We start from the raw sequence: 20,554 nt of genomic DNA, 5'->3' as shown, positions 1-20,554 counted from the left end.
GGTCACCAAGAAGTATGCCATCCCCGGCCCGGGGTGCCGGGCAGCCGGTGCGTCAGCCAGGAAGTCTGTAGCCGCCGTCTCGCATCTCTGCCAGTCCGTCCGCCAGCAGCCCCGCCAACGCCCGCTCCAGCTGTTCCGGAGCGGTGTTGAGCCGGTGCAGCGCGGCCAGCGGCACGCCGATCCCTTGCGGGGCGAACCCAAGATCGGCGGGTTCCCGGTAAAACATGTCAGGCGGAACGGGTGTTTCAGTCAGCCGCAGCACGGCCAGCACGGCGCCGCGGACCTGGCGGTCGGTGCCGTGCCACGCCTGCCCCTTGGGAACGTACGACGGCGGGGGCTCACCCGCCGCCAGCCACGCACAGGAGTCCTTGACCGGGCAGGCGGCGCACTTCGGGGCGCGGGCCGTGCACACCAAAGCCCCGAGCTCCATGACCGCGGCGTTCCAGCGCACGGAGGTTTCGTCGTCGTCCGGCAACAGGCCGGCGGCCAGGCGCATCTCCGCCGCCGTCAGCGCCGGGGCGGGAAGGGCGAGGCCGGAGACCAGCCGGGCGTGCACCCTGCGGATGTTGGTGTCCACCACCGTTTCCCGGCGGCCGTAAGCGAACGCTGCCACTGCAGCTGCGGTGTAGCTGCCCACGCCGGGAAGGGCCAGGAGTTCGGCGTAGGTGTCGGGGACCCTGCCGCCGTGGTCCCGCACGATCGCTGCGGCTGCGGCGTGCAGCCGGAGCGCGCGGCGCGGGTAGCCCAGCCGCCCCCACGAGCGGACGGCTTCCCCTGCCGGTTCGCCTGCCAGCCCGGCCGGGGTGGGCCAGCGCTTGAGCCATTCATGCCAGACGGGAAGCACCCGGACCACCGGTGTTTGCTGCAGCATGATCTCGCTGACCAGCACGCCCCAGGCGGAGCAGCCAGGCTCGCGCCAGGGCAGGTCGCGGGCAACCTCGGCGAACCAGCCGTTGATCCGTTGGTGGAGCAGCTCCAGGTTTGCGGGGTCCGCTGCAGCGTCCGTGGTGGGGGAGGTTTGAGTGTCGATGCCAACACTGTAATGGACGGCCTCGTCCCGGCCGAAAACCGGTTGTGACCAGCGCGATGGGACCCCGGCGGCGTGGTGGCAGTGCAGAACGGGCTGGCTTCCCTAGCCTAGGAGGATGGGCAGGCAAGGCAATTCATCAGCACGCGGCACGGCGTCGGGTTCCAGCAGCGTCCGGAAGCCGAGCGCCGCCGTCTACCGCCGCCGGCGCCTGATTGCTGGTGGCGCGCTCCTGCTGGTGGTGGTGCTGGTCGTCAGCGGTTTCGCCCTTGCAGGCGCCTTCCGGAGCGGTTCGCAGCAGGCTTCATACACCCAGCCATCCGCCACGGAGACGGCGTCGGGCCCCGCCGCTGCCGTGACCACCCCCTCTGCTTCCGCGCCGGCAACCCCGTCCGCCACGGCGTCGCCCACGGCCCCGGCAACCCCCACCTGCAACCAGAACCTGGTGACCGTCACGGCCGCCACGGACAAGCCTGCCTACGGCCCGGGGGAAAATCCGCTGCTTACCCTGAAGGTGACCAACGGCGGCACCGTGCCCTGTGAGGTCAACATCGGAACCTCGCAGATGGAGTTCGTGGTGACCAGTGGCTCCGACCGGATCTTCTCCTCGAAGGACTGCCAGGCATCCAGCGAGGACCTGGTGAAGGTCATTGCGTCCGGTGCCAGTGAAACAGCCAACTTCCCGTGGGGCCGGAACCGCAGTGCCGATGGCTGCAAGGCCGTGGCTGCAGCACCCGGCGGGGGCGGGGCGTATTACATCTTCACGGCCAAGCTGGGTTCGCGGGCCAGTCCCAAGGCTGTTTTCCAGCTGAACTGACCAGCGGCTCCATCGATTGCTCCGTAACTGTCGTTTTCAGGCGCCATAACGGCAGGTGGGGAGCAATCGATGGGGACCGGGTGGCTAGAGGAAACGGTCCAGGAGGCTTGCCTCCGCCATCCGGCTGAGGCCTTCGCGAACGGTACGGGCGCGCTGGTCACCAATACCGTCCACGGTCATGAGGTCGTCGATGGTGGCCGCCATCAGGAACTGCAGCCCGCCGAAATGGTCCACCAGCCGGTCCGCCACTGCCTTGGGGACTGCCTTGAGGCCGGACAGCAGCCGGTAGCCGCGGGGCTGGACCACGGCGTCGAGATTGGCCTCGCCGCCGGCAAAGCCAACGATCGCTGCGATCTTGCCGAGGTCGATCAGCTCGGTGGGGCCCAGGCTGACCAGTTCATGGACGGCTTTGTCGATCTCGTCCGCGGAGGCATTGGGACTGGCGTAGTCGCGGATGATCACATCGCTTCCAGGGCCCCGGCCCACGGTCAGCTCGTCGAGCTGGAGGGAGAGGAGCCGGCCGTCCTCGCCCAGTTCCAGCACATACTGCGAAATTTCCTCCGAAATGCGGCGAACCATTTCCTGCCGCTGGAGGGTCACGGCCACGTCCCGCACCGTCACCATCGCCTCGATTTCCAGCGCCGACAGTGAACTGGTGACCTGGTCCAGCCGTGCGCGGTACCGCTCCAGGGTAGCCAGCGCCTGGTTGGCCCGGGCAAGGACGTTCTCGGAGCCCTCCAGGACGTGCCGCAGGCCGTTGACGTAAAGGGCGATGATCTGCATGGACTGGCTGACGGAGATGACGGGAACCCCGGTCTGCTTTGCAACCCGTTCCGCCGTCCGGTGGCGGGTGCCCGACTCCTGCGTTTCGATGCTTGAATCCGGGACCAGCTGGACTGCGGCGCGCAGGATGTTGCCCGCGTCCTTGTCGCAGATGATGGCGCCGTCCATCTTGGCCAGTTCCCGCAGCCGGGTGGGTGAGAACTCGATGCCGATATCGAATCCGCCGGAACAGATGGAATCGATGGTCCGGTCCGAGCCCAGGACGATCAGGGCGCCGGTGCGCCCGCGGAGGATCCGTTCCAGGCCATCGCGGAGCGGTGTTCCGGGTGCAACCCTGCCCAGAGTGGCCCTCAGCGATTCTTCGGGGCTCCGCGCCATAGGTGTTTCCCTTCAAAGGTGCGGACCGCCGCCCGCAGGAATACCGGCATCTGCAGGTGGCCGGCAGGTTCAAAAAGTGCTGCTAATCCCGCAAGCTCAATGATAGGGGCAAGAAGCCCAAGTTCCGCACAGTCAAGCCCCAAAGTGCCCCGTTAGGGGTTATCCTGAGCGGCCGGAAAAGTGCCGGTTGGACGCCCGCCCGGGCAGGCATTTTCACCCCGTAGGACGTGGTTCCGGCCGGCCTTCCCAGGCAGCGCCACCCAGGAGAGTGACCGTTTTCGTGCTGCTGTCCCACAGCCGCGCTGCCGTGCAGCTGCCTTCCACGCGCAGGTCCAGCAGGTCCATGGCGGCCCCGAGCTGGTGGCCGGGGATGCGGCGGGAGATGGTCACATGCGGCGTCCACGCCCCCGGCAAGGTCAACGGCAGGGCGCCACCAAGATCCCGGTGCAGCGTGGCGTGCAGGTCCAGCAGGCCGGGGGTCAGCAGGACGGACCGGGCCAGCACGTACCTGCCGGCGCCGGCGGGGAAAACGATGGCGCCGGAAAACACCACGTCCACCGGCAGCATCTGCCAGGGCCCCTCCTGCGCGGCCTGGAGGTCCAGTCCTGCAGCCAGCGTGATGTGTGGACTGTTGCTGGGCGAGGTATGCGCTGCCAGGCTGGGAAGGCCGGCTGCTTCGAGGCGCGCCCAGTCGGCCCTGACCAAGGCGTCGGTACTGCTGTCAAAGACCAGTTCAATGCTGCGCATAAGCACATCATGCCGTTCACCTGGCGCTCCCATGCCGCCCTTCGCGGTGGCGCGCCGGGCCAGGCGGGCCGGGAAGTGGGCCCGCTCCCGGGGATGCTCAGCGCCGCCGCTCCCTGAGCATCCGCTCCAGGTCCCTGCTGACCTTGGACAGGGAGGCGGCACGGAGCGCCCTGTGCTCCGCCGCCGTCTGGACGCCCCGCTGGCGCTGCGGCGGGACAGGAGGAGCTCCGTCCGGCCCTTCGGCGGCGGTGCCGGGGCCGGTGCCCTGCGCGGTGCCCTGCGGCGTGCCCGATGCAGTCCCCGCCGCGGTGGCCAGGTTGCCGGCCAGCGGATCGAAGAAGAGGTTGCCGGAGAAGATGGCGCCATTGATCATGCCCCCAAGCTAGCCGCCAGGCATTTCGCAGCTTTGAACGCCCGGTTTCGCCCGCGTTAAGCGCGGCCGGTAAAGGTTTGCGGCCCTGCGATAAACTTGTACTTTGGCCGTTCGCCAACCCCGTTTCCCCGCCCTCGAGTCGCAGCGCAGAACCCGAAAGGCCCCTGGGCAGCCACAACCGCAGCGAAAGTAGCACCGTGTCCCAAGATGTCCTGACCCCCGCCCGGATCTCCGAGATTCATAAGGAGGCGGGCCGCCGCAGGACCTTTGCGGTAATTTCCCACCCTGACGCGGGCAAGTCCACGCTCACCGAGGCACTCGCCCTGCATGCAAAGGTGATCGGCACCGCCGGTGCCTCCAGCGGCAAGGCCAACCGCAAGGAAACGGTCTCGGACTGGATGCAGATGGAGAAGGACCGCGGCATCTCCATCAGCTCCGCTGCCCTCCAGTTCTCCTACCGGGACACGGTCATCAACCTCCTGGACACCCCCGGCCACGCCGACTTCTCCGAAGATACCTACCGCGTGCTGGCGGCCGTGGACTGCGCAGTGATGCTGGTGGACGCCGCCAAGGGCCTGGAAACCCAGACCATGAAGCTTTTCGAGGTCTGCAAGCAGCGGAACCTGCCCATCATCACTGTCATCAACAAGTGGGACCGCCCCGGCCTGGACGCCCTGGCGCTGATGGACGAGATCACCGAACGCACCGGACTGCAGCCCATGCCGCTGACCTGGGCCGTGGGCATCTCCGGCGACTTCCGGGGCGTCTGGGACCTGCGGAACGACCGCTTCGCCCGCTTCCAGCGCAACAACGCCGGCGCCCAGATCGCCCTCACCGAGTACTTCACGCCTGAGGAAGCCGCCGAGAGCCAGGGAAGCAACTGGTCCGACGCTGTGGATGAGGCAGGCCTGGTGGTCGAGTCCAACCTCGAATTTGACGTGGACGCCTTCCACGCCGGCAAGGCCACCCCCATCCTGTTCAGCTCCGCCGCACTGAACTTCGGCGTCAAGGAGCTGCTGGACGCCCTGGTGGACTTCGCCCCTCCCGCGGCTCCCCGCCCCGACGTGGACGGCGCACCCCGCCCGGTGGAGTCGCCGTTCTCCGGCTTCGTCTTCAAAGTGCAGGCGGGCATGAACAAGGCGCACCGTGACCACGTGGCCTTCATCCGCGTCTGCTCCGGCGTGTTCGAGCGCGGCATGGTGGTGACCCAGACCCGCACCGGAAAATCCTTCGCCACCAAATACGCCCAGCAGGTGTTCGGGCGGGAACGCGAAGTCATCGATGAGGCGTACCCCGGCGACGTGGTGGGCCTGGTCAACGCGTCCTCCCTGCGCGTAGGTGACAGCCTGTTCCTCGAGGACCCGGTGGAATACCCGGCCATCCCGCTGTTCGCCCCCGAACACTTCCAGGTGGCGCGGTCCAAGGACCCCAGCAAGTTCAAGCAGTTCCGCCGCGGCATCGAGCAGCTTGAGCACGAGGGCGTCATCCAGGTGCTCCGCTCCGACGTCCGCGGTGACCAGGCGCCCGTGCTTGCCGCCGTCGGGCCCATGCAGTTCGAAGTGGTGGAGGACCGCATGGCGCACGACTTCAGCGCCCCCATGCGCCTGGAACGCCTGCCCTACTCGTTGGCCAGGATTTCGACGGCGGACGCCATGCCCGCGCTGGCCAACGTCCCGGGCGCGGAGGTGCTTTTGCGGTCCGACGGCGAATACCTCGCCTTGTTCAACGACGTCTGGGCGCTCCGCCGGATCGAGAAGAACCACCCGGACCTGACTCTCGTGCCCATCGGCACACACACCCCGGCGAAGTAAGGGCGTCCGTGAACACTCCTGCACTCCGCGCCGTGGTGACCGGCACCGGTACCATCAACCCGCTCGGCACCACGGTCAAGGAGACCTGGGAGGCCCTGCTCGGGGGCCGCTCAGGCATCACCGCGCTGCACCAGGATTGGGCGGAGCAACTGCCGGTCAGGATCGCCGGGCAGGTCACCGCGGATCTTTCGGAGCACCTCAGCACCCGCGAAATGAAGCGGATGGACCGCTGCGGCCAACTGGCGCTGGTGGCGGCCCGGGAGGCATGGGCGCAGGCGGGAAGCCCCGAGGTTGATCCGGAGCGCTTCGCCGTGGTGATCGGTTCGGCCTACGGCGGCCTTGGCTCCACCATCGAGCAGGACCGCACGCTGAACGAATCCGGGCCGCGCAAGGTTTCCCCGCACACCCTCACCAGGCTCATGGTCAACGGTCCCGCCGCCTGGGTATCCATCGACCTCGGCGCACGCGGTGGCGCCCGGACTCCGGTCAGCGCCTGCGCCTCGGGGGCCGAGGCGATTGTCCAGGCAGCCGAGCTGATCCGCTCCGGTGCTGCCGACGTCGTAATTGCCGGCGGCGTGGATGCCTCCGTCAACGACCTGGTGATCAGCGGTTTTGCCCAGATCCGTGCATTGTCCACCCGTTCGGATGACCCGCAGCGGGCCGCACGCCCGTTCGACGGCGGCCGGGACGGGTTTGTGCTCGCAGAGGGCGCCGCGGTGGTGGTGCTGGAGAGCGAGGAGCACGCACGTGCCCGCGGCGCCGCAACGCTTGGTGCCGTGGCCGGGGGAGCGGTGACGTCCGATGCGAACGACATCGTGGCGGCAGATCCTGCGATGCAGCGCCGCGTCATGCAGAAGGCGCTGGATTCAGCGAACATGCAGCCGGCAGACATCGGCTTCGTGCACGCCCACGCCACCTCCACTCCCGTGGGCGACCGGCTGGAAGGCCAGGCCATCAACGCCGTCTTCGGGGCAGACGTCCCTGTCACCTCGACCAAGGGCCACACTGGACACCTGCTGGGCGGTGCCGGTGCGCTGGCCGCCGTGGTTGTCCTTGAAGCCCTGCGCACCGGACAGCTGCCGGGGACGCTGAACGTGGAGGCGCTGGACCCGGAGGTGGACCTGAACGTCGTCACCGAAAGCACCCACCAGCTTCCGTCCGGGTATGCCCCTGCAGGACTGGTGAATGCCTTCGGCTTCGGCGGCCACAGCGTGGCCCTGGTGCTTACGGGCGCCTAGTTCCGGGCCCCGCGGTTACGCGCTGGGCGCCTCCGCGGCCGGAACAACCGTGCCGTCGATCCGCCGGTTCAAATGCCAGGGATTGGCGTCCTGCAACGGCTCCGGGAGCAGTTCCTGGGGCAGGTCCTGGTAGGCCACCGGACGCAGGAAGCGGTTGATGGCCAGGGTGCCCACGGACGTGGTGCGGCTGTCAGACGTGGCGGGGAAGGGGCCGCCGTGGACCATGGCGTGACCTACTTCCACCCCCGTGGGCCACCCGTTGACCAGAATGCGCCCCACCTTCTGTTCGAGGACAGGCAGCAGCCGTGCCGCCTCCGGATAGTCAGTTTCCGTGAGCTGCAGGGTGGCGGTGAGCTGGCCCTCGATCCGGGAAGCCGCCTGCAGCAGGTCCTCGATGCCGGCGTAGCGGATCACCAGGGACGCGGCGCCGAAGATCTCCTGGTGCAGGACGTCGTTGGTGGTGAACTGCTCCACTCCGGTGCCGAAGATGGCCGGGGCGGGGGCGTTTTCCGTCGGGCCCGGCGTGCCCTGGCCGATCAGTTCGACGCCGGCAGCCGAACCGAGCGCTTCCGTTCCGGTGTTCCAGGACGCGGCGATGCCCTCGGTGAGCATTGTCTGCCCGGCGCTGGCGGAGACGGCGCGTCCGACGGCGGCAGCGAGTTTGTCCCCGGCCTCACCTGCGGGCGCGAACAGCAGGCCCGGCGAGGTGCAGAGCTGGCCCGAACTGCCCGTCACGGAGGTGACGTACTGCTGTGCCAGGGCGTCGACGTCGCCCCTCAACGCCCCTTCGAAGACGAAGACAGGGTTAACGGAGGACATTTCAGCGTAGACGGGGATGGGTTCCGGACGGGCGGCGGCAGTACGCATCAGGGCGGTGCCGGCGTTCCGGGAGCCGGTGAAACCTACGGCCTTAATGGCGGGGTCGGCAACCAGTGCCTGGCCAATGTCGGCGCCGGGACCGTAAACCAGCGAGAAGACACCGGGGTGCAGGCCCGCGTCCGCGACGGCCTGGGTGACCGCGTGGCCAACGAGTTCGCTGGTGCCGGGATGGGCGTTGTGGGCTTTGAAGACCACCGGGCAGCCAGCGGCGAGGGCCGAGGCCGTGTCTCCGCCCGCCGTCGAAAAGGCCAGCGGGAAGTTGCTGGCGCCGAACACTGCCACGGGACCCAGTGGGATCTGGCGCTGGCGGATGTCGGCCCGGGGGAGCGGGGTACGGCCAGGCTGTGCGGGGTCGATCCGGACGCCGCGGAAATCGCCTTGCCGGACCACGCCGGCGAACAGCCGCAACTGGCCGGTGGTGCGGGCACGCTCACCCTGAAGCCGGGCCGCGGGCAATCCGGTTTCCTGCACGGCGCGGGTGATCAGTTCCCCGCCGATGGCGTCGATGTTCTCCGCAATGGCTTCAAGGAACGTGGCGTGTGTTTCAGGGTCCAGGTTGCTGAAGGACGGGAATGCCTCCTTGGCTGCGGATGTGGCGGCCTGAAGCTGTGCGTTGGTGAGCAGTGAATAGGCCGGCTCCAGGGGCTGGCCGGTGGCCGGGTTGAAACCGTTGGCGGTCTTGCCTTTGCCGTCAACCGTCTGGCCGGCGATGAGTGAATGTCCGGTGAGGTTCAAGGATTCCTCCAGTGGTGGGATTGGTGGTTGGCTGACGGTCAGGAAATGGTGGCAATCAGGGCCTTAAGGTCGGAGAGGTCCTGCGGGGCCAGGTTCTGCAGCGGCGTGCGTACGGGTCCGGCCGAGCGGCCGATGGCATCCAGGCCGCCCTTGACGATGGACACCGAGTAGCCTTTCACGCGGTCACGGATGTCCAGGTACGGGATGACGAAGTCGTTGAGTTTCCGGTTGACGGCTGCACGGTCGTTGTTGCGGACGTCCTGGTAGAAGTCCAGCGCAAACTGCGGGACGAAGTTGTACATCGCGCTGGAGTAGGTGCTCATGCCCAGTTGCAGCAACGGCAGGGCGAACGTTTCGGCGGTGGGAAGGCCGCCCAGGTAGAAGAGCCGGTCTCCGAGCTTGGCGTAGACCCGGGCGTCGTGTTCGAGGTCGCCCACGCCGTCCTTGAAGCCGATCAGGTTCTGGTGCCGCTCCGCCAGGGCTGCCACGGTGGTGTCCTTGTAGATGGCGTTGGCGCGGTTGTAGATGATGACGCCCAGTGACGTTGCGCGGCAGACTGCGCTGACGTGCTCCGCCAGCCCGGCCTGGTCCGCTTCGGTCAGGTATGGCGGCAGAAGCAGGATGCCCTCGGCGCCGGCGGCTTCGGCGGCCTTGGCGTTTTCGATGGCCTGGGCGGTGGATCCGCCGGCGGAGGCCAGTACGGGAACCCGGGCTCCCACTTCGTCGACGGCGGCGCGCACCACCCGTTCGGATTCTGCGGGGGTGAGGGAGAAGCCTTCGCCGGTGCCGCCTGCTGCGAAGAGGCCGGCTACCGGAAAGCTTGCCTGCCACGCGAGGTGTTTGCGGTAGTTCTCCTCATCGAACTGCAGGTTTGCATCGAAGGAAGTGACCGGAAAGGACAGGAGTCCTTCTTTAAGCGTGTGCGCCAGTTCCTGGGGTGTGTACTTTGCCACGGGGTTCCTCCGGATTATGTGCCGCGGGCGGCGGGATGGGTGCTTTCCACCCAGCCTAGGAACCGATAGTGATGCCTGTCCAAGAGTATTTATGGATACTTTGATACCTTGGCGGCATGGCTCACTTCGTGGCGAAGTCCAGCTCACGGAGGAGGCGGGAGAGCGCAGGGTTGGTGATCCTGCGGTTCCACAGGGCGTGCAGTTCCACCGGCTGGTGGCTGCCGCCCTCCAGGGGAAGGAATCGCACACCGTGGATACCCAGGATGGTGGCCGACTCTGGAATGAACGCCAGTCCGCGGTTCGCCGCCACCAGCGACACCATGGTCAGGATTTGGCTGACGGTGTGCACCACGTTGGCGTGCCGGACGGGGAACATGCGGACCACGAGGTCGTAGAAGTACCGGGCCTGGGTGGGGGAGTGCATGATCAGCGGCTCGTCGCGGAGATCGTCTGCGGCGACCGGCCGGCCCAGCAGCGTGAGCGGGTGTCCGTCGGGAACTGCGAGCATCATCGATTCACGGTGGAGAAGGCGCGAGTCGAACGTGGATAGGTCGAAGGGTGGCCGGGCGAGGCCAAGGTCCAGCTCCCCGGTCAGGAGGCCTGCCAGTTGCTCGCCCGTAACCAGTTCCTGGAGCTCAATGTCGACGTCCGGGATGATGCGTGACAGTTCGTCAAGCACCGGTCCCAGGATGCTGAAGCCGCTTGCTGCCGTGAACCCGATGCGCAGGACTCCCGACCTCCCGGATGCGATCCGGCGGGCCGTGGCCGGGGCGCGCTCGGCGAGGGCCATGAGCCGGCGCGCCTCGTCCAGGAACGTCCTGCCGGCGGAAGTGAGTTCCACCTTCCGGTTGTCCCGTTCCAGCAACTCGGCCCCGACGATCTTCTCCAGCTTCTGGATCTGGCGGCTCAAGGGAGGCTGCGTCATGTTCAGGCGTTCCGCCGCCCTGCCGAAATGCAGCTCCTCCGCTACCGCGATGAAGCCGGCCAACTGGTCGAAAGTAAACATGATGCCTTCCCGGTATCAACAAAGGAGGTTTGTGGCCTCGGCAGGAATCCTACGTCCCGCGGTGGCGGGCCAGGCCCCGGTGACCGTCCCTATGCTGCCTCAAGGTCCTTGAGCAGGGCATCGAGGATGGGCAGCTGGCCTTTCACGAGTTTGAGCCGGGCCTCCTGCTCAGGGAACCACCGGGCTTGGTCGACTTCAGGAAAGTGCTGGATCCGCCCGGACCCTTTGGGCCATTCCAGGGGAAAAGTGTTGCTGCTGATCACCCCCGGAGCGAATACGGCCTGCGCCGCGTAGGCCGTGATCAGCTTTCCCGATGACTGCCGGAATTCGCCCAGCAGCCGGTAGTCAGCGTCCGGGGCGGCAGTTCCCATCTCTTCTTCAAACTCCCGCAGCGCGGCGGCGAACGGGTCCTCGCCGTCGGCATACTCACCCTTGGGGATCGACCACGCATGCGCATCCTTGCGCGCCCAAAAAGGGCCGCCCATGTGCGCGATCCACACCTCCGGCCCGGCCGGGGCGCCGGCGCGCGCTCCCGTGGCCTCCCGGTACAGCAGGATGCCGGCGCTTCGAATGGGCATTTAGCCTCCGGATCATCAGGAAATTGCAGGTGACTTCCGCCGTTAACGTGGAGTTCACGGCGCTGCTCTAGGTTATTCCTTCAGGCACCCTGCATGGCACTCCGCTCGAAAGGAGCACTCATGGCCAACATTGCTGAGGTTTTGGGACGGCTCACGCCGGAAGAAGTGGATGAGCTCCGCAGCCTGGGTCCGCAGGGCCACCTGCCCCGGCATCTGGTGGATGCCCTGGACCGTGCGGCAGGAGGAACCGGGGCTGCACGCGGTTACTACGTGGCCAACGGCAACGTCAGCGCCACAGGCGGCCCGCTCCTGGTGCTGCGCAGCGACGTTTCCCGGATGCTGGCCGGCCCCGCTTCCTGACAGGCCGCATCTCAACCGCCCCGCACCTCGGCCGCCCCTCAACTCTGCCGCCCCGGATCCCGGCGGCACTGGGAGCCTCAGGCAACCGGCAGGATAAAAGTGGCCGTGGTGCCAACGCCGGGCTCGCTGGCCAGGCTGATGGATCCGCCGTGGCCTTCCACGATGGTCTTGCTGACGGGAAGCCCCAAACCCGCGCCGGGAATGGCTGTTTCCCGCGACCGTGCCGAGCGGAAAAACTTGGTGAACGCCTGCTCCTGCTCTTCCGCCGTCATCCCCACGCCGGTGTCGGAAACGGAGCAGACCAGGCCTGCGTCGGTCCTGACGGCGCCGGCAGTAATCAACCCGCCGCTGGGGGAATACTTGATGGCGTTCGAGAGCAGGTTGCGGACCACCTGGCTGATTCGCTCCGGGTCCACCCTGGCAGGCAGCGGCTGCTCCACCTCAAGGACCAGCTGCAGCCCATGGCCGGCCGCCTTGGGCAGGACGGCATCCACCTCCAGTGCCAGCAGCCGGGCAAGGTCCGTCTCTTCCAGGGACAGGTCCATCCGTTCGGATGCGACGGCGATCAGGTCATTGACCAGGCCCAGCAGGTGTTCCGCATTCCGCCGCACCACCAGGAGCTCACCCTGGATGTCCTCATGCCCGGGTTCTTCCAGGACCAGTTCCAGGTAACCCAGAATGGACGTCAGCGGTGTCCGCAGCTCATGCGAGACAGTGGCGACAAAGTTGTCCTTGGCCGCCAGCGCGCTCACCAGGCTGGTCACGTCCACGAAAGTGATGACGGCGCCGCCCGCCTGGCCGCCGGCGGGTGGAAAGCCGTGCGAACTCACGGAGTAGGCACGTTGGCGGTCTGCCGGGCCCGCCCAATACAACTCGTCCACAAAGACTTCCCCGGCTGCAGCGCGGGCCAAGGGGGCCATGCCGGAGGGCACAGGTGTCAGCCGGTCGGCCAGCATCAGGCCGTGCCGGCCGGCCGGGTCCATGACACCGTCGAGGGCGGGGTCGGTGCGCATCGCCCTGTTGGCCAGCACCGTGTGGCCCCGGGTGTCCACCACCCAGACGCCCACGCCAACGGCTTTCAGCACCGCGTCCAGCAGCGCCTGGCGCCGGACGCTTTCAGCCAGTGTGCGGGCCAGGTCGCGTTCGTTTTCGACAAGCCTGGCGCGGTGCCGGCGGATGGTGGTGGCCACAACGTGGGCGGTCACCGCGATAACGGACATGACCAGGGGAAGGATAAGGACGCGGATCATCGAGCCTCCGGCCAGAGGGGCTCCCTGGACAACGGGTGGCACCACCGTGCAGAGGACGGTCCCTGCGATAGCCAGGGCCGGCATATACGGCCGGACCTGGGCCGAGAGCCACACGACAGGAAACACCAGCACCATGCTCAACACGTTGAAGGCCGGGCCGCCGGCTTCGCGGGTAAACGCGATGGCAAGGCAGTCCAGGAGCGGAATCACGGCGAACGCACCCGCCGGGAGCCTGGCCCATGGAACGGCTATGCACAATGCCGCGATCGCCGCGTGGAGCAGCAGTGCTGCAAGAAAATATGTGCTGGCCAGCGTCTCCGGGCTGAAGACCGCCGCTGCGGTGACCACCAGCGCAATGGTCAAGGTGACGGGCATCTGGCTGGCCACTATGCGCTTGCGGGCGCTGAGACCTCCGAACAACCCATCGAGACGGTCGGACACAACAGGCTGTATGGGCCCCCTGCGTGCACGGTCCGCAGCGTCTGCGGCACCCTGCTGTTCCTGGATGACCAAGCTTCCCCCAGCACAGAAATCTACGACCTCCGTCTGCGTGAAGGTTCTGCACATACAGTACCTGCCGGAAGCCCGTGCACGGCCCGCGTGTCCGGCCCGGCCAGCCCCCGGAATGCGGTGCGGCTAGCCAATCAGGAGGCTGAGTGCCTCAGTGAGGTGTTCCACTTCACGGACCGAGAATCCTGCCGGCACGGGCCCCGGCCCGGTATGGCTGGCGGGGACCACGGCGTGGGTGAACCCGAGCCGGTGGGCCTCCTGGATGCGCTGGTTGATGCCCGGTACGGGCCGGACCTCGCCTGCCAGCCCCACTTCACCGAAAGCGATGAGCCGGACGGGCAATGGCTTGCGGGCCTTGGCGGATGCCACGGCAAGGGCCACGGCCAGGTCCGTGGCCGGTTCGCTGAGCTTCACCCCGCCCACGGTGGCAACGTAGGAGTCGTCCTTGTGCAGCAGGGTCCCCGCGCGCTGCTGCAGCACGGCCAGCAGCATGGATACCCGCGAACTGTCCAAGCCGCTGGTTGCCCTGCGGGGCTGCGCGGTGGGGCTTTCGGCGAGCAGCGACTGCACTTCCGCCAGCAGCGGGCGGCGGCCCTCCATGGTGACGGTGATGCAGGTCCCGGACACCGGGTCCTTGGTGCGGCTGACGAACAGCCCACTGGGATCCGCCAGGCCCTCGATGCCGTTCTCATTGAGGTCGAAGCAGCCTACGTCGTCGGTGGGCCCGTACCGGTTCTTCACAGCACGGAGCAGCCGCAGCCGGGAGTGCCGCTCGCCCTCGAACTGGCACACCACGTCCACCAGGTGCTCCAGCAGGCGGGGCCCGGCAATGGAACCGTCCTTGGTGACGTGGCCCACCAGCAGGGTGGTCATGTTCCGCCGTTTGGCGGCGGCGATGATGGACGCGGCCACCTCGCGGACCTGGGACACGCCGCCGGCGCTGCCGTCGACATCGGCGCTGCTGAGGGTCTGCACCGAGTCCACGATCAACAACCGCGGCTCGATCTTCTCCACCTGGCCCAGGGCCTGGCCAAGGTCCGTCTCAGCCGAGAGGTACAGGGATTCGGCCACGGCGTCGATCCGCTCGGCCCGCAGTTTCACCTGGGCGGCCGACTCCTCGCCGGTGACGTAGAGGACGTCCTGGGCGGTACGGGCGAACTTGGCGGCGACATCGAGCAGCAGCGTGGATTTGCCGACGCCGGGTTCGCCGGCGAGCAGGATCACCGCGCCCGGAACCAGCCCGCCGCCCAGCACCCGGTCCAGCTCGTCCACGCCGGTGGGCAGGAAGGCAGCCGTGGTGGCGTCAACGTCGGCAATCCTGCGGGCCGGCTCCACCACTGTTGTGGCCGCCGTCGTCCGTGCCACCGCCGTGCCTGTCTCCTCCACGGTGCCCCACGCCTGGCACTCGCCGCAGCGGCCCACCCACTTGGCGGTGGTCCAGCCGCATTCGGCGCATTTATACGCGGGTGCCTTGGACGCCCGGGAAGTCTTGGTTGCCATGCCTTCAACCCTACTGGCGGGCACTGACACTACAGCGCGGGCAGCACGTCCCGGGCCTCGGCGGCGTCCATGCCGGTGGCTTCCAGCAGGTCCACCATCAGCGGCCGGAACAGCATCACCACCGTTTCACCTTCCAGCCGCTGGACCTCCAGCAGCTTGGGATGCAGGCGAAGAGCGATCTCGCTCAGGTCCCGCCTGGCCGTGCGCAGGTGGGCCCGCCGGACGCCTTCGTGCGACTCGGCGAGGCCCAGCGACAGCTCATCGATGGCGGCGGCGGTCTCCTGCAAAACGCCCGCGATGCTGTCCGTAGCCTCGTCCGAGAGGGCCGCATGGTTGATGGCGCTGGTCAGCCGCCGCGCAAAGACACGGCTGTTGCGCAGGGCGAGGTCGATGAAATCCAGTGACTGCTTGAGCCGGTCCAGCTCATCGCGGTGCCGCCGGTAGGCGGGCGCCAATGTGGCCACTTCGCCGGAAGCGCGGAGGGATTGGCGCATGGCATCCACCAGCGGCTGGCAGTTCCGGCCGCGGATCAGCGCGTGCCAGGCCTGGGTGGAATCGCTGTTGGCCAGCGCCCCGGCACATTCGCGCAATACTTCCGCCAACTCATGCAGCAGCTTCTGCACATCCCTGCGCGGCTCCTGGCGGGGGTCCTTCGGCACCAGGATGGTCACCAGCAGGGCGCACATGCCTCCCACCACGGCATCGATGCTGCGGGTGAAAGGGCCGCCGGAGGGCGCCGGCAGCAGCACCACCAGCAGCGACTGCAGCGCCAGCTGGGTGGTGAAGATACTGCCGCTGTCCAGGAAGCGGGCCAGCAGGATGGAGAAGAGGAGCACGACGGCGGCCACCCAGATATCGCCGCCCAGCCAGTGGAGGAGCAGGTCCCCGACGGCGATGCCGATGGTGCAGCCAAGCCCCACCTCCATGACGCGCCGCAGCCGCGGCTCCCGGGAAAACCCGAGGGCGATCAGCGACGAGGTGGCGGCGAACAAGGGCCCGGAGTGGCCAAGGACGTATTCGGCGAAAGCATAGGCTCCCACCGCGCACACGGTCATCTGGATGGCAGGGACAAAGGAATTGCGGCTTCGGATCAGCCCGGTGCGGAACCGGCTGCGCAGGAACCGCCTGGTTGCTGAGAGTCCTGCTGGGATGGCCATGCGTCCAAGTCTATTCAGTGCTTATCCGGTGCCCGGCACAGGTTCCCCTACGGCCGGGCATGTGACCTGCGCAATGGTGACCCGGCATTTGTCAGCCAATATCCCGCCGTCGTTAATCCTCCGTTCACTTTGCACAGCCCATCCCGTTACCTGCGGCCCTTAACTTTCTTGAAGGTACACAACGTACGCATCGCGCAGCAGGGTTCTCCGTCCCTGTCCCGCACCTGAATAACCCTGGAAGGGGTACATCTAGTGAAGGCACTCCGCTTCGGCCGCCACGCGGCTATCGCTGTTATCGCAGCCGGCGCACTCGCGCTCTCCGCCTGCGGTTCAGACAACGCCACGGGCACCGCCCCCGCCGGCACCCAGGCCGCCGGCGGCACCAAGGTGACCGGTACGCTGACCGGCATCGGTTCCTCCGCCCAGGGCGCCGCCATGGACGCCTGGAAGACCAACTTCGCCTCCGCCAACTCCGGCGCCACCGTGCAGTACTCCCCGGACGGCTCCGGCGCAGGCCGCAAGGCAATCCTGGACGGTTCGGCACAGTTCGCCGGCTCGGACGCCTACCTCAAGGATGACGAGTACGCCTCCTCCAAGTCCGTCTGCGGCCCCGACGGCGCCATCGACATCCCGGTCTACATCTCCCCGATCGCCGTGGCCTTCAACGTTCCCGGCGTCACCGACCTGAAGCTGGACGCCGCCACCGTGGCCAAGATCTTCCGTGGCCAGATCGCCAAGTGGAACGATCCCGCCATCGCCGCCCTGAACGAGGGCGTTTCGCTGCCGGACCTGAAGGTCACCCCCGTGAACCGCTCCGACGACTCGGGCACCACGCAGAACTTCACCGACTACCTGGCCGCCGCGGCATCTGACGTCTGGACGGACAAGGCCGCCGGTGTATGGCCCGCCAGCCTGCAGGGCGAAAACGCCAAGGGCACCTCCGGCGTGGTCAAGACCGTCACCGACACCCCCGGTGCCGTGACCTACGCCGACGACTCCGCCGTCAGCGGCAAGCTGGGCGTTGCCCAGATCAAGGTGGGCGACTCCTTCACCAAGATCTCGGCCGACGCCGCTGCCAAGGCCGTGGACGCCGGCAAGCCCGTTGACGGCCGCGCCGCCAACGATCTCTCCATCAAGCTGGACCGCAAGACCACCATCGCCGGCGCCTACCCGATCGTCCTGGTCTCCTTCCACGTCCTGTGCACCACCTACGACAAGCAGGAGACCGTTGACCTGGTCAAGGCCTTCGAGCACTACGTAGTCTCCGACGAGGGCCAGAAGGCAGCCGCGGAGTCGGCCAAGTCCGCTCCGCTGTCCTCGGACCTGGCCGCCAAGGCCGCCAAGGCCATCGACTCGATCAAGGTCAAGTCCTAGCCAACGCTGTAAAACCGGGTTCCCCGCCTGCCGAATGGCAGTGCGGGGAACTTGGCTTTGCACCCCGCCTCCTTAGTCCAGCCACGAATCGAAGGGCCGTCGAATGACCGCCACCTCCCTGACCAGTACCCAGGGCGCCGGGCGCGCCGGGGACAAAGTCTTCTCCGGCGCCACGCTGGCAGCCGGGTGCCTGATCCTCGCCGTCCTGTTCGGCGTCGCACTCTTCCTGGTAGTCCAGGCAATCCCTGCGCTGACCGCACCCGCTGACAAAATCCAGGGCGGCCAGGGCTTCTTCGCCTACATCTGGCCCATTGTGATCGGCACGCTGATCGCCGCCGCGATCGCCCTGGTGATCGCCACCCCCGTCGCCATCGGCGTGGCGCTCTTCATTTCCCACTTCGCGCCCCGCCGCCTGGCGTCCGGGCTCGGCTACGTGGTGGACCTGCTCGCCGCCATCCCTTCCGTGGTGTACGGCGCCTGGGGCGCTGCCTTCCTTGCCAAGGAAATTTCGCCGGCGTACGGCTGGCTTGCGGCAAACATGGGCTGGCTCCCGATCTTCCAGGGCCCGGCCTCCACCACCGGCAAGACCATCCTCACCGCCGGCATCGTCCTTGCGGTCATGGTCCTGCCCATCATCACCTCGCTGTCCCGCGAGATCTTCCTGCAGACCCCCAAGCTGCATGAAGAAGCCGCGCTGGCCCTCGGCGCCACCCGCTGGGAAATGATCAAGATGGCCGTGCTGCCCTTCGCCCGCCCCGGCATCATCAGCGCCATCATGCTGGGCCTGGGCCGCGCACTCGGCGAGACCATGGCCGTTGCCCTGGTGCTCTCCTCCGGCGCACTGACCGCCAGCCTGATCCAGTCCGGCAACCAGACCATCGCGGCAGAGATCGCCCTGAACTTCCCCGAAGCCAGCGGCCTCAAGGTCAGCACCCTGATCGCCGCCGGCCTGGTGCTGTTCGTCATCACCCTGGCCGTGAACATGATCGCGCGCTGGGTCATCACCCGGCACAAAGAATTTTCGGGAGCCAACTAAATGACCTCCACGCTCACCCCCGTCCGCAGCAAGCGGTCGGCGCTCACCAAGGGCCAGCTGCCCAAGTACGCGCCCTATGCGGTGCTCGGTGGCGCCCTGATTGTCGGCGCGGCCATCCTTGCCCTGATCGGTTTCAACCCGTTCGGCTGGGGGCTGGTCTCCGCAATCCTGTTCGCCGTCGGCCTGGTGTCCTGGAGCGCCGCGGTGGAAGGCGCCCGCAGGGCCAAGGACAAGCTGGCCACCTGCCTGGTGATCGGCTCGTTCCTGGTGGCGCTTTTGCCCCTTGTGTCGGTGATCTGGACCGTGCTGGTCAACGGCATCCCCGGGCTCATCGACCCCGGCTTCCTCACCACCTCCATGAACGGCGTCACCGGCGCCTTCGACAACAAGGCAGTGGAAAGCGGCGCCCCGGTCATGGGCGGCATTTACCACGCCCTCCTGGGCACCGTGCAGATCACCCTGCTGGCCACCGTCATCTCCGTTCCCGTGGGCCTGCTCACGGCCATCTACCTGGTGGAGTACGGCAACGACGGCCGCCTGGCCAAGGCGATTACGTTCTTCGTCGACGTCATGACCGGCATCCCCTCCATCGTGGCCGGCCTGTTCGCCGCCGCGTTTTTCTTCGTGGTGGTGGGCCCGGGCACCAAGACCGGCGCGGTGGCCGCCGTCGCGCTTTCCGTGCTGATGATCCCCGTGGTGGTCCGCTCCAGCGAGGAAATGCTCAAGATTGTCCCCAACGAACTCCGCGAGGCCGCCTACGCCCTGGGCGTCCGCAAATGGCGGACCGTCCTCAAGGTGGTTATCCCGACGGCGATCTCCGGCATCGCGTCCGGCGTCACCCTGGCGATTGCCCGGGTCATCGGTGAGACGGCGCCCATCCTGGTCACCGCCGGCTTTGCCACCAGCATCAATTCCAACGTGTTCGGCGGCTGGATGGCCTCGCTGCCCACGTTCATCTACACCCAGATCCTCAACCCCACCTCGCCCTCCAACCCGGACCCGTCCTCGCAGCGGGCCTGGGGCGCGGCCCTGGTGCTGATCATCCTGGTGATGGTCCTCAACCTGGTGGCGCGCCTGATCGCCAGGATCTTCGCTCCCAAGACGGGCCGCTGAGCAAGCCTCCCGCACCTTCCGCCGCACCCCGGCGGATCCTAGACTTCAATCCATACCCAGCAAGTGAAGGAACACCATGTCTAAGCGCATCGACGTCAAGGACCTGAACGTGTACTACGGCGATTTCCTCGCCGTTGAGGACGTCAGCATCAACATCGAGGCCAAGTCCGTCACCGCGTTCATCGGCCCCTCCGGCTGCGGAAAGTCCACCTTCCTCCGCACCCTGAACCGCATGCACGAGGTCATTCCCGGTGCCCGTGTTGAGGGTGAGGTGCTGCTGGACGGCGACAACCTCTACGGCCCCGGCGTGGACCCGGTCACCGTGCGCTCGCAGATCGGCATGGTGTTCCAGCGGCCCAACCCGTTCCCCACCATGTCCATCAGGGACAACGTGCTGGCGGGCGTGAAGCTGAACAACAAGAAGATCTCCAAGGGTGAAGCCGACGTCCTGGTGGAGCGCTCGCTCAAGGGTGCCAACCTCTGGAACGAGGTCAAGGACCGCCTGGAGAAGCCCGGTTCCGGCCTGTCCGGCGGCCAGCAGCAGCGCCTCTGCATCGCCCGCGCCATTGCCGTGGAACCGCAGGTGATCCTCATGGATGAGCCCTGCTCCGCGCTGGACCCCATCTCCACGCTGGCCATCGAGGACCTCATCAACGAGCTCAAGGACCAGTACACCGTGGTGATCGTGACCCACAACATGCAGCAGGCCGCCCGGGTGTCAGACAAGACGGCGTTCTTCAACATCTCGGGCACCGGCAAGCCCGGCAAGCTGATCGAGTACGGCGACACGCACACCATCTTCAGCAACCCCGTCGAAAAAGCCACGGAGGACTACGTCTCCGGACGCTTCGGGTAAACCCTGCTCCGTTGGCGATCTACTGGCGGGTTTAGTACGCTGATCTAGATACTTTCAAAACTAGTAGTAAGCC

Annotated in this window: 19 protein-coding genes; 8 read left to right on the top strand and 11 right to left on the bottom strand. The window is 67.3% G+C overall.

Translation table 11 applies throughout. The features are described 5' to 3' along the window. Positions 1–52: 52 nt before the first annotated feature. A complete protein-coding gene (locus HNO81_RS09720; protein WP_254703399.1) occupies positions 53–871 on the bottom strand; it encodes an A/G-specific adenine glycosylase in 819 nt (272 codons plus the stop codon). A gap of 274 nt (positions 872–1,145) precedes the next feature. On the opposite strand from HNO81_RS09720, the gene HNO81_RS09715 reads away from it, so the two are divergent. After that, the gene (locus HNO81_RS09715; RefSeq protein ID WP_175317921.1) at positions 1,146–1,844 is read left to right on the top strand and encodes a hypothetical protein; all 699 of its coding nucleotides are present in this window, start codon (positions 1,146–1,148) and stop codon (positions 1,842–1,844) included. 84 nt (positions 1,845–1,928) lie between these two features. Here the strand turns inward: HNO81_RS09715 and disA are convergent, their stop codons facing one another. The 3 genes from disA to HNO81_RS09700 all read right to left on the bottom strand — a co-directional run bounded on the left by disA (position 1,929) and on the right by HNO81_RS09700 (position 4,125). Further along, positions 1,929–3,005 (bottom strand): DNA integrity scanning diadenylate cyclase DisA, encoded by a 1,077-nt coding sequence (gene disA, locus HNO81_RS09710; RefSeq protein ID WP_175317920.1) that lies wholly within the window; start codon positions 3,003–3,005, stop codon positions 1,929–1,931. 213 nt (positions 3,006–3,218) lie between these two features. Then, positions 3,219–3,752 carry a 2'-5' RNA ligase family protein gene (locus HNO81_RS09705; protein ID WP_175317919.1) on the bottom strand — a complete coding sequence of 178 codons (534 nt, stop codon included), beginning with the start codon at positions 3,750–3,752 and terminating at the stop codon, positions 3,219–3,221. 97 nt (positions 3,753–3,849) lie between these two features. Then, complete coding sequence (locus HNO81_RS09700) at positions 3,850–4,125, bottom strand: hypothetical protein (RefSeq protein WP_175317918.1); 276 nt, start codon at positions 4,123–4,125, stop codon at positions 3,850–3,852. A gap of 197 nt (positions 4,126–4,322) precedes the next feature. On the opposite strand from HNO81_RS09700, the gene HNO81_RS09695 reads away from it, so the two are divergent. Together HNO81_RS09695 and HNO81_RS09690 are read left to right on the top strand one after the other, a co-directional pair. After that, a complete protein-coding gene (locus HNO81_RS09695) occupies positions 4,323–5,936 on the top strand; it encodes a peptide chain release factor 3 (protein ID WP_175317917.1) in 1,614 nt (537 codons plus the stop codon). Positions 5,937–5,944: 8 nt separating this feature from the next. Then, entirely contained in the window at positions 5,945–7,174 is a 1,230-nt protein-coding gene (locus HNO81_RS09690; RefSeq protein WP_175317916.1) for a beta-ketoacyl-[acyl-carrier-protein] synthase family protein, read from the top strand. Positions 7,175–7,189: 15 nt separating this feature from the next. On the opposite strand, the gene HNO81_RS09685 is transcribed toward HNO81_RS09690, so the two are convergent. The 4 genes from HNO81_RS09685 to HNO81_RS09670 all read right to left on the bottom strand — a co-directional run bounded on the left by HNO81_RS09685 (position 7,190) and on the right by HNO81_RS09670 (position 11,325). Further along, positions 7,190–8,788: an aldehyde dehydrogenase (NADP(+)) gene (locus tag HNO81_RS09685; protein WP_175317915.1), complete on the bottom strand. Its 1,599-nt coding sequence runs from the start codon at positions 8,786–8,788 to the stop codon at positions 7,190–7,192. Between the two features lie 38 nt (positions 8,789–8,826). Continuing rightward, positions 8,827–9,741: a 5-dehydro-4-deoxyglucarate dehydratase gene (gene kdgD, locus HNO81_RS09680; protein WP_175317914.1), complete on the bottom strand. Its 915-nt coding sequence runs from the start codon at positions 9,739–9,741 to the stop codon at positions 8,827–8,829. A gap of 121 nt (positions 9,742–9,862) precedes the next feature. Next, positions 9,863–10,747, bottom strand: a complete 885-nt coding sequence (locus tag HNO81_RS09675; protein ID WP_175317913.1) for a LysR substrate-binding domain-containing protein — start codon at positions 10,745–10,747, stop codon at positions 9,863–9,865. An 89-nt stretch (positions 10,748–10,836) separates the two neighbouring features. Beyond that, positions 10,837–11,325, bottom strand: a complete 489-nt coding sequence (locus tag HNO81_RS09670; protein WP_175317912.1) for an NUDIX domain-containing protein — start codon at positions 11,323–11,325, stop codon at positions 10,837–10,839. 120 nt (positions 11,326–11,445) lie between these two features. Here HNO81_RS09670 and HNO81_RS09665 point away from each other — a divergent pair, with 120 nt between their 5' ends. Beyond that, complete coding sequence (locus HNO81_RS09665) at positions 11,446–11,685, top strand: hypothetical protein (protein ID WP_175317911.1); 240 nt, start codon at positions 11,446–11,448, stop codon at positions 11,683–11,685. A gap of 77 nt (positions 11,686–11,762) precedes the next feature. On the opposite strand, the gene HNO81_RS09660 is transcribed toward HNO81_RS09665, so the two are convergent. From HNO81_RS09660 to HNO81_RS09650, 3 genes are all read right to left on the bottom strand, one after another. Next, on the bottom strand, positions 11,763–13,376 hold the full coding sequence (locus HNO81_RS09660) for a sensor histidine kinase (protein WP_371818211.1): 1,614 nt from the start codon (positions 13,374–13,376) through the stop codon (positions 11,763–11,765). Positions 13,377–13,571: 195 nt separating this feature from the next. Continuing rightward, a complete protein-coding gene (gene radA, locus HNO81_RS09655; RefSeq protein WP_175317909.1) occupies positions 13,572–14,945 on the bottom strand; it encodes a DNA repair protein RadA in 1,374 nt (457 codons plus the stop codon). A gap of 29 nt (positions 14,946–14,974) precedes the next feature. Beyond that, positions 14,975–16,102, bottom strand: a complete 1,128-nt coding sequence (locus HNO81_RS09650; RefSeq protein ID WP_175317908.1) for an aromatic acid exporter family protein — start codon at positions 16,100–16,102, stop codon at positions 14,975–14,977. A 252-nt stretch (positions 16,103–16,354) separates the two neighbouring features. Between HNO81_RS09650 and pstS the strand changes: the two genes are divergently transcribed. From pstS to pstB, 4 genes are all read left to right on the top strand, one after another. Then, complete coding sequence (pstS, locus tag HNO81_RS09645) at positions 16,355–17,476, top strand: phosphate ABC transporter substrate-binding protein PstS (RefSeq protein ID WP_175317907.1); 1,122 nt, start codon at positions 16,355–16,357, stop codon at positions 17,474–17,476. A 103-nt stretch (positions 17,477–17,579) separates the two neighbouring features. After that, positions 17,580–18,512, top strand: a complete 933-nt coding sequence (gene pstC, locus HNO81_RS09640) for a phosphate ABC transporter permease subunit PstC (RefSeq protein ID WP_175317906.1) — start codon at positions 17,580–17,582, stop codon at positions 18,510–18,512. Further along, entirely contained in the window at positions 18,513–19,625 is a 1,113-nt protein-coding gene (gene pstA, locus HNO81_RS09635; protein WP_175317905.1) for a phosphate ABC transporter permease PstA, read from the top strand. A 76-nt stretch (positions 19,626–19,701) separates the two neighbouring features. Then, a complete protein-coding gene (gene pstB, locus HNO81_RS09630; protein ID WP_175317904.1) occupies positions 19,702–20,481 on the top strand; it encodes a phosphate ABC transporter ATP-binding protein PstB in 780 nt (259 codons plus the stop codon). Positions 20,482–20,554: the final 73 nt, after the last annotated feature.

It is taken from the genome of Pseudarthrobacter sp. C4D7 (assembly GCF_013359725.1).
Classification (GTDB): domain Bacteria; phylum Actinomycetota; class Actinomycetes; order Actinomycetales; family Micrococcaceae; genus Arthrobacter.
This window is presented reverse-complemented; position numbering and strand designations above follow the sequence as displayed.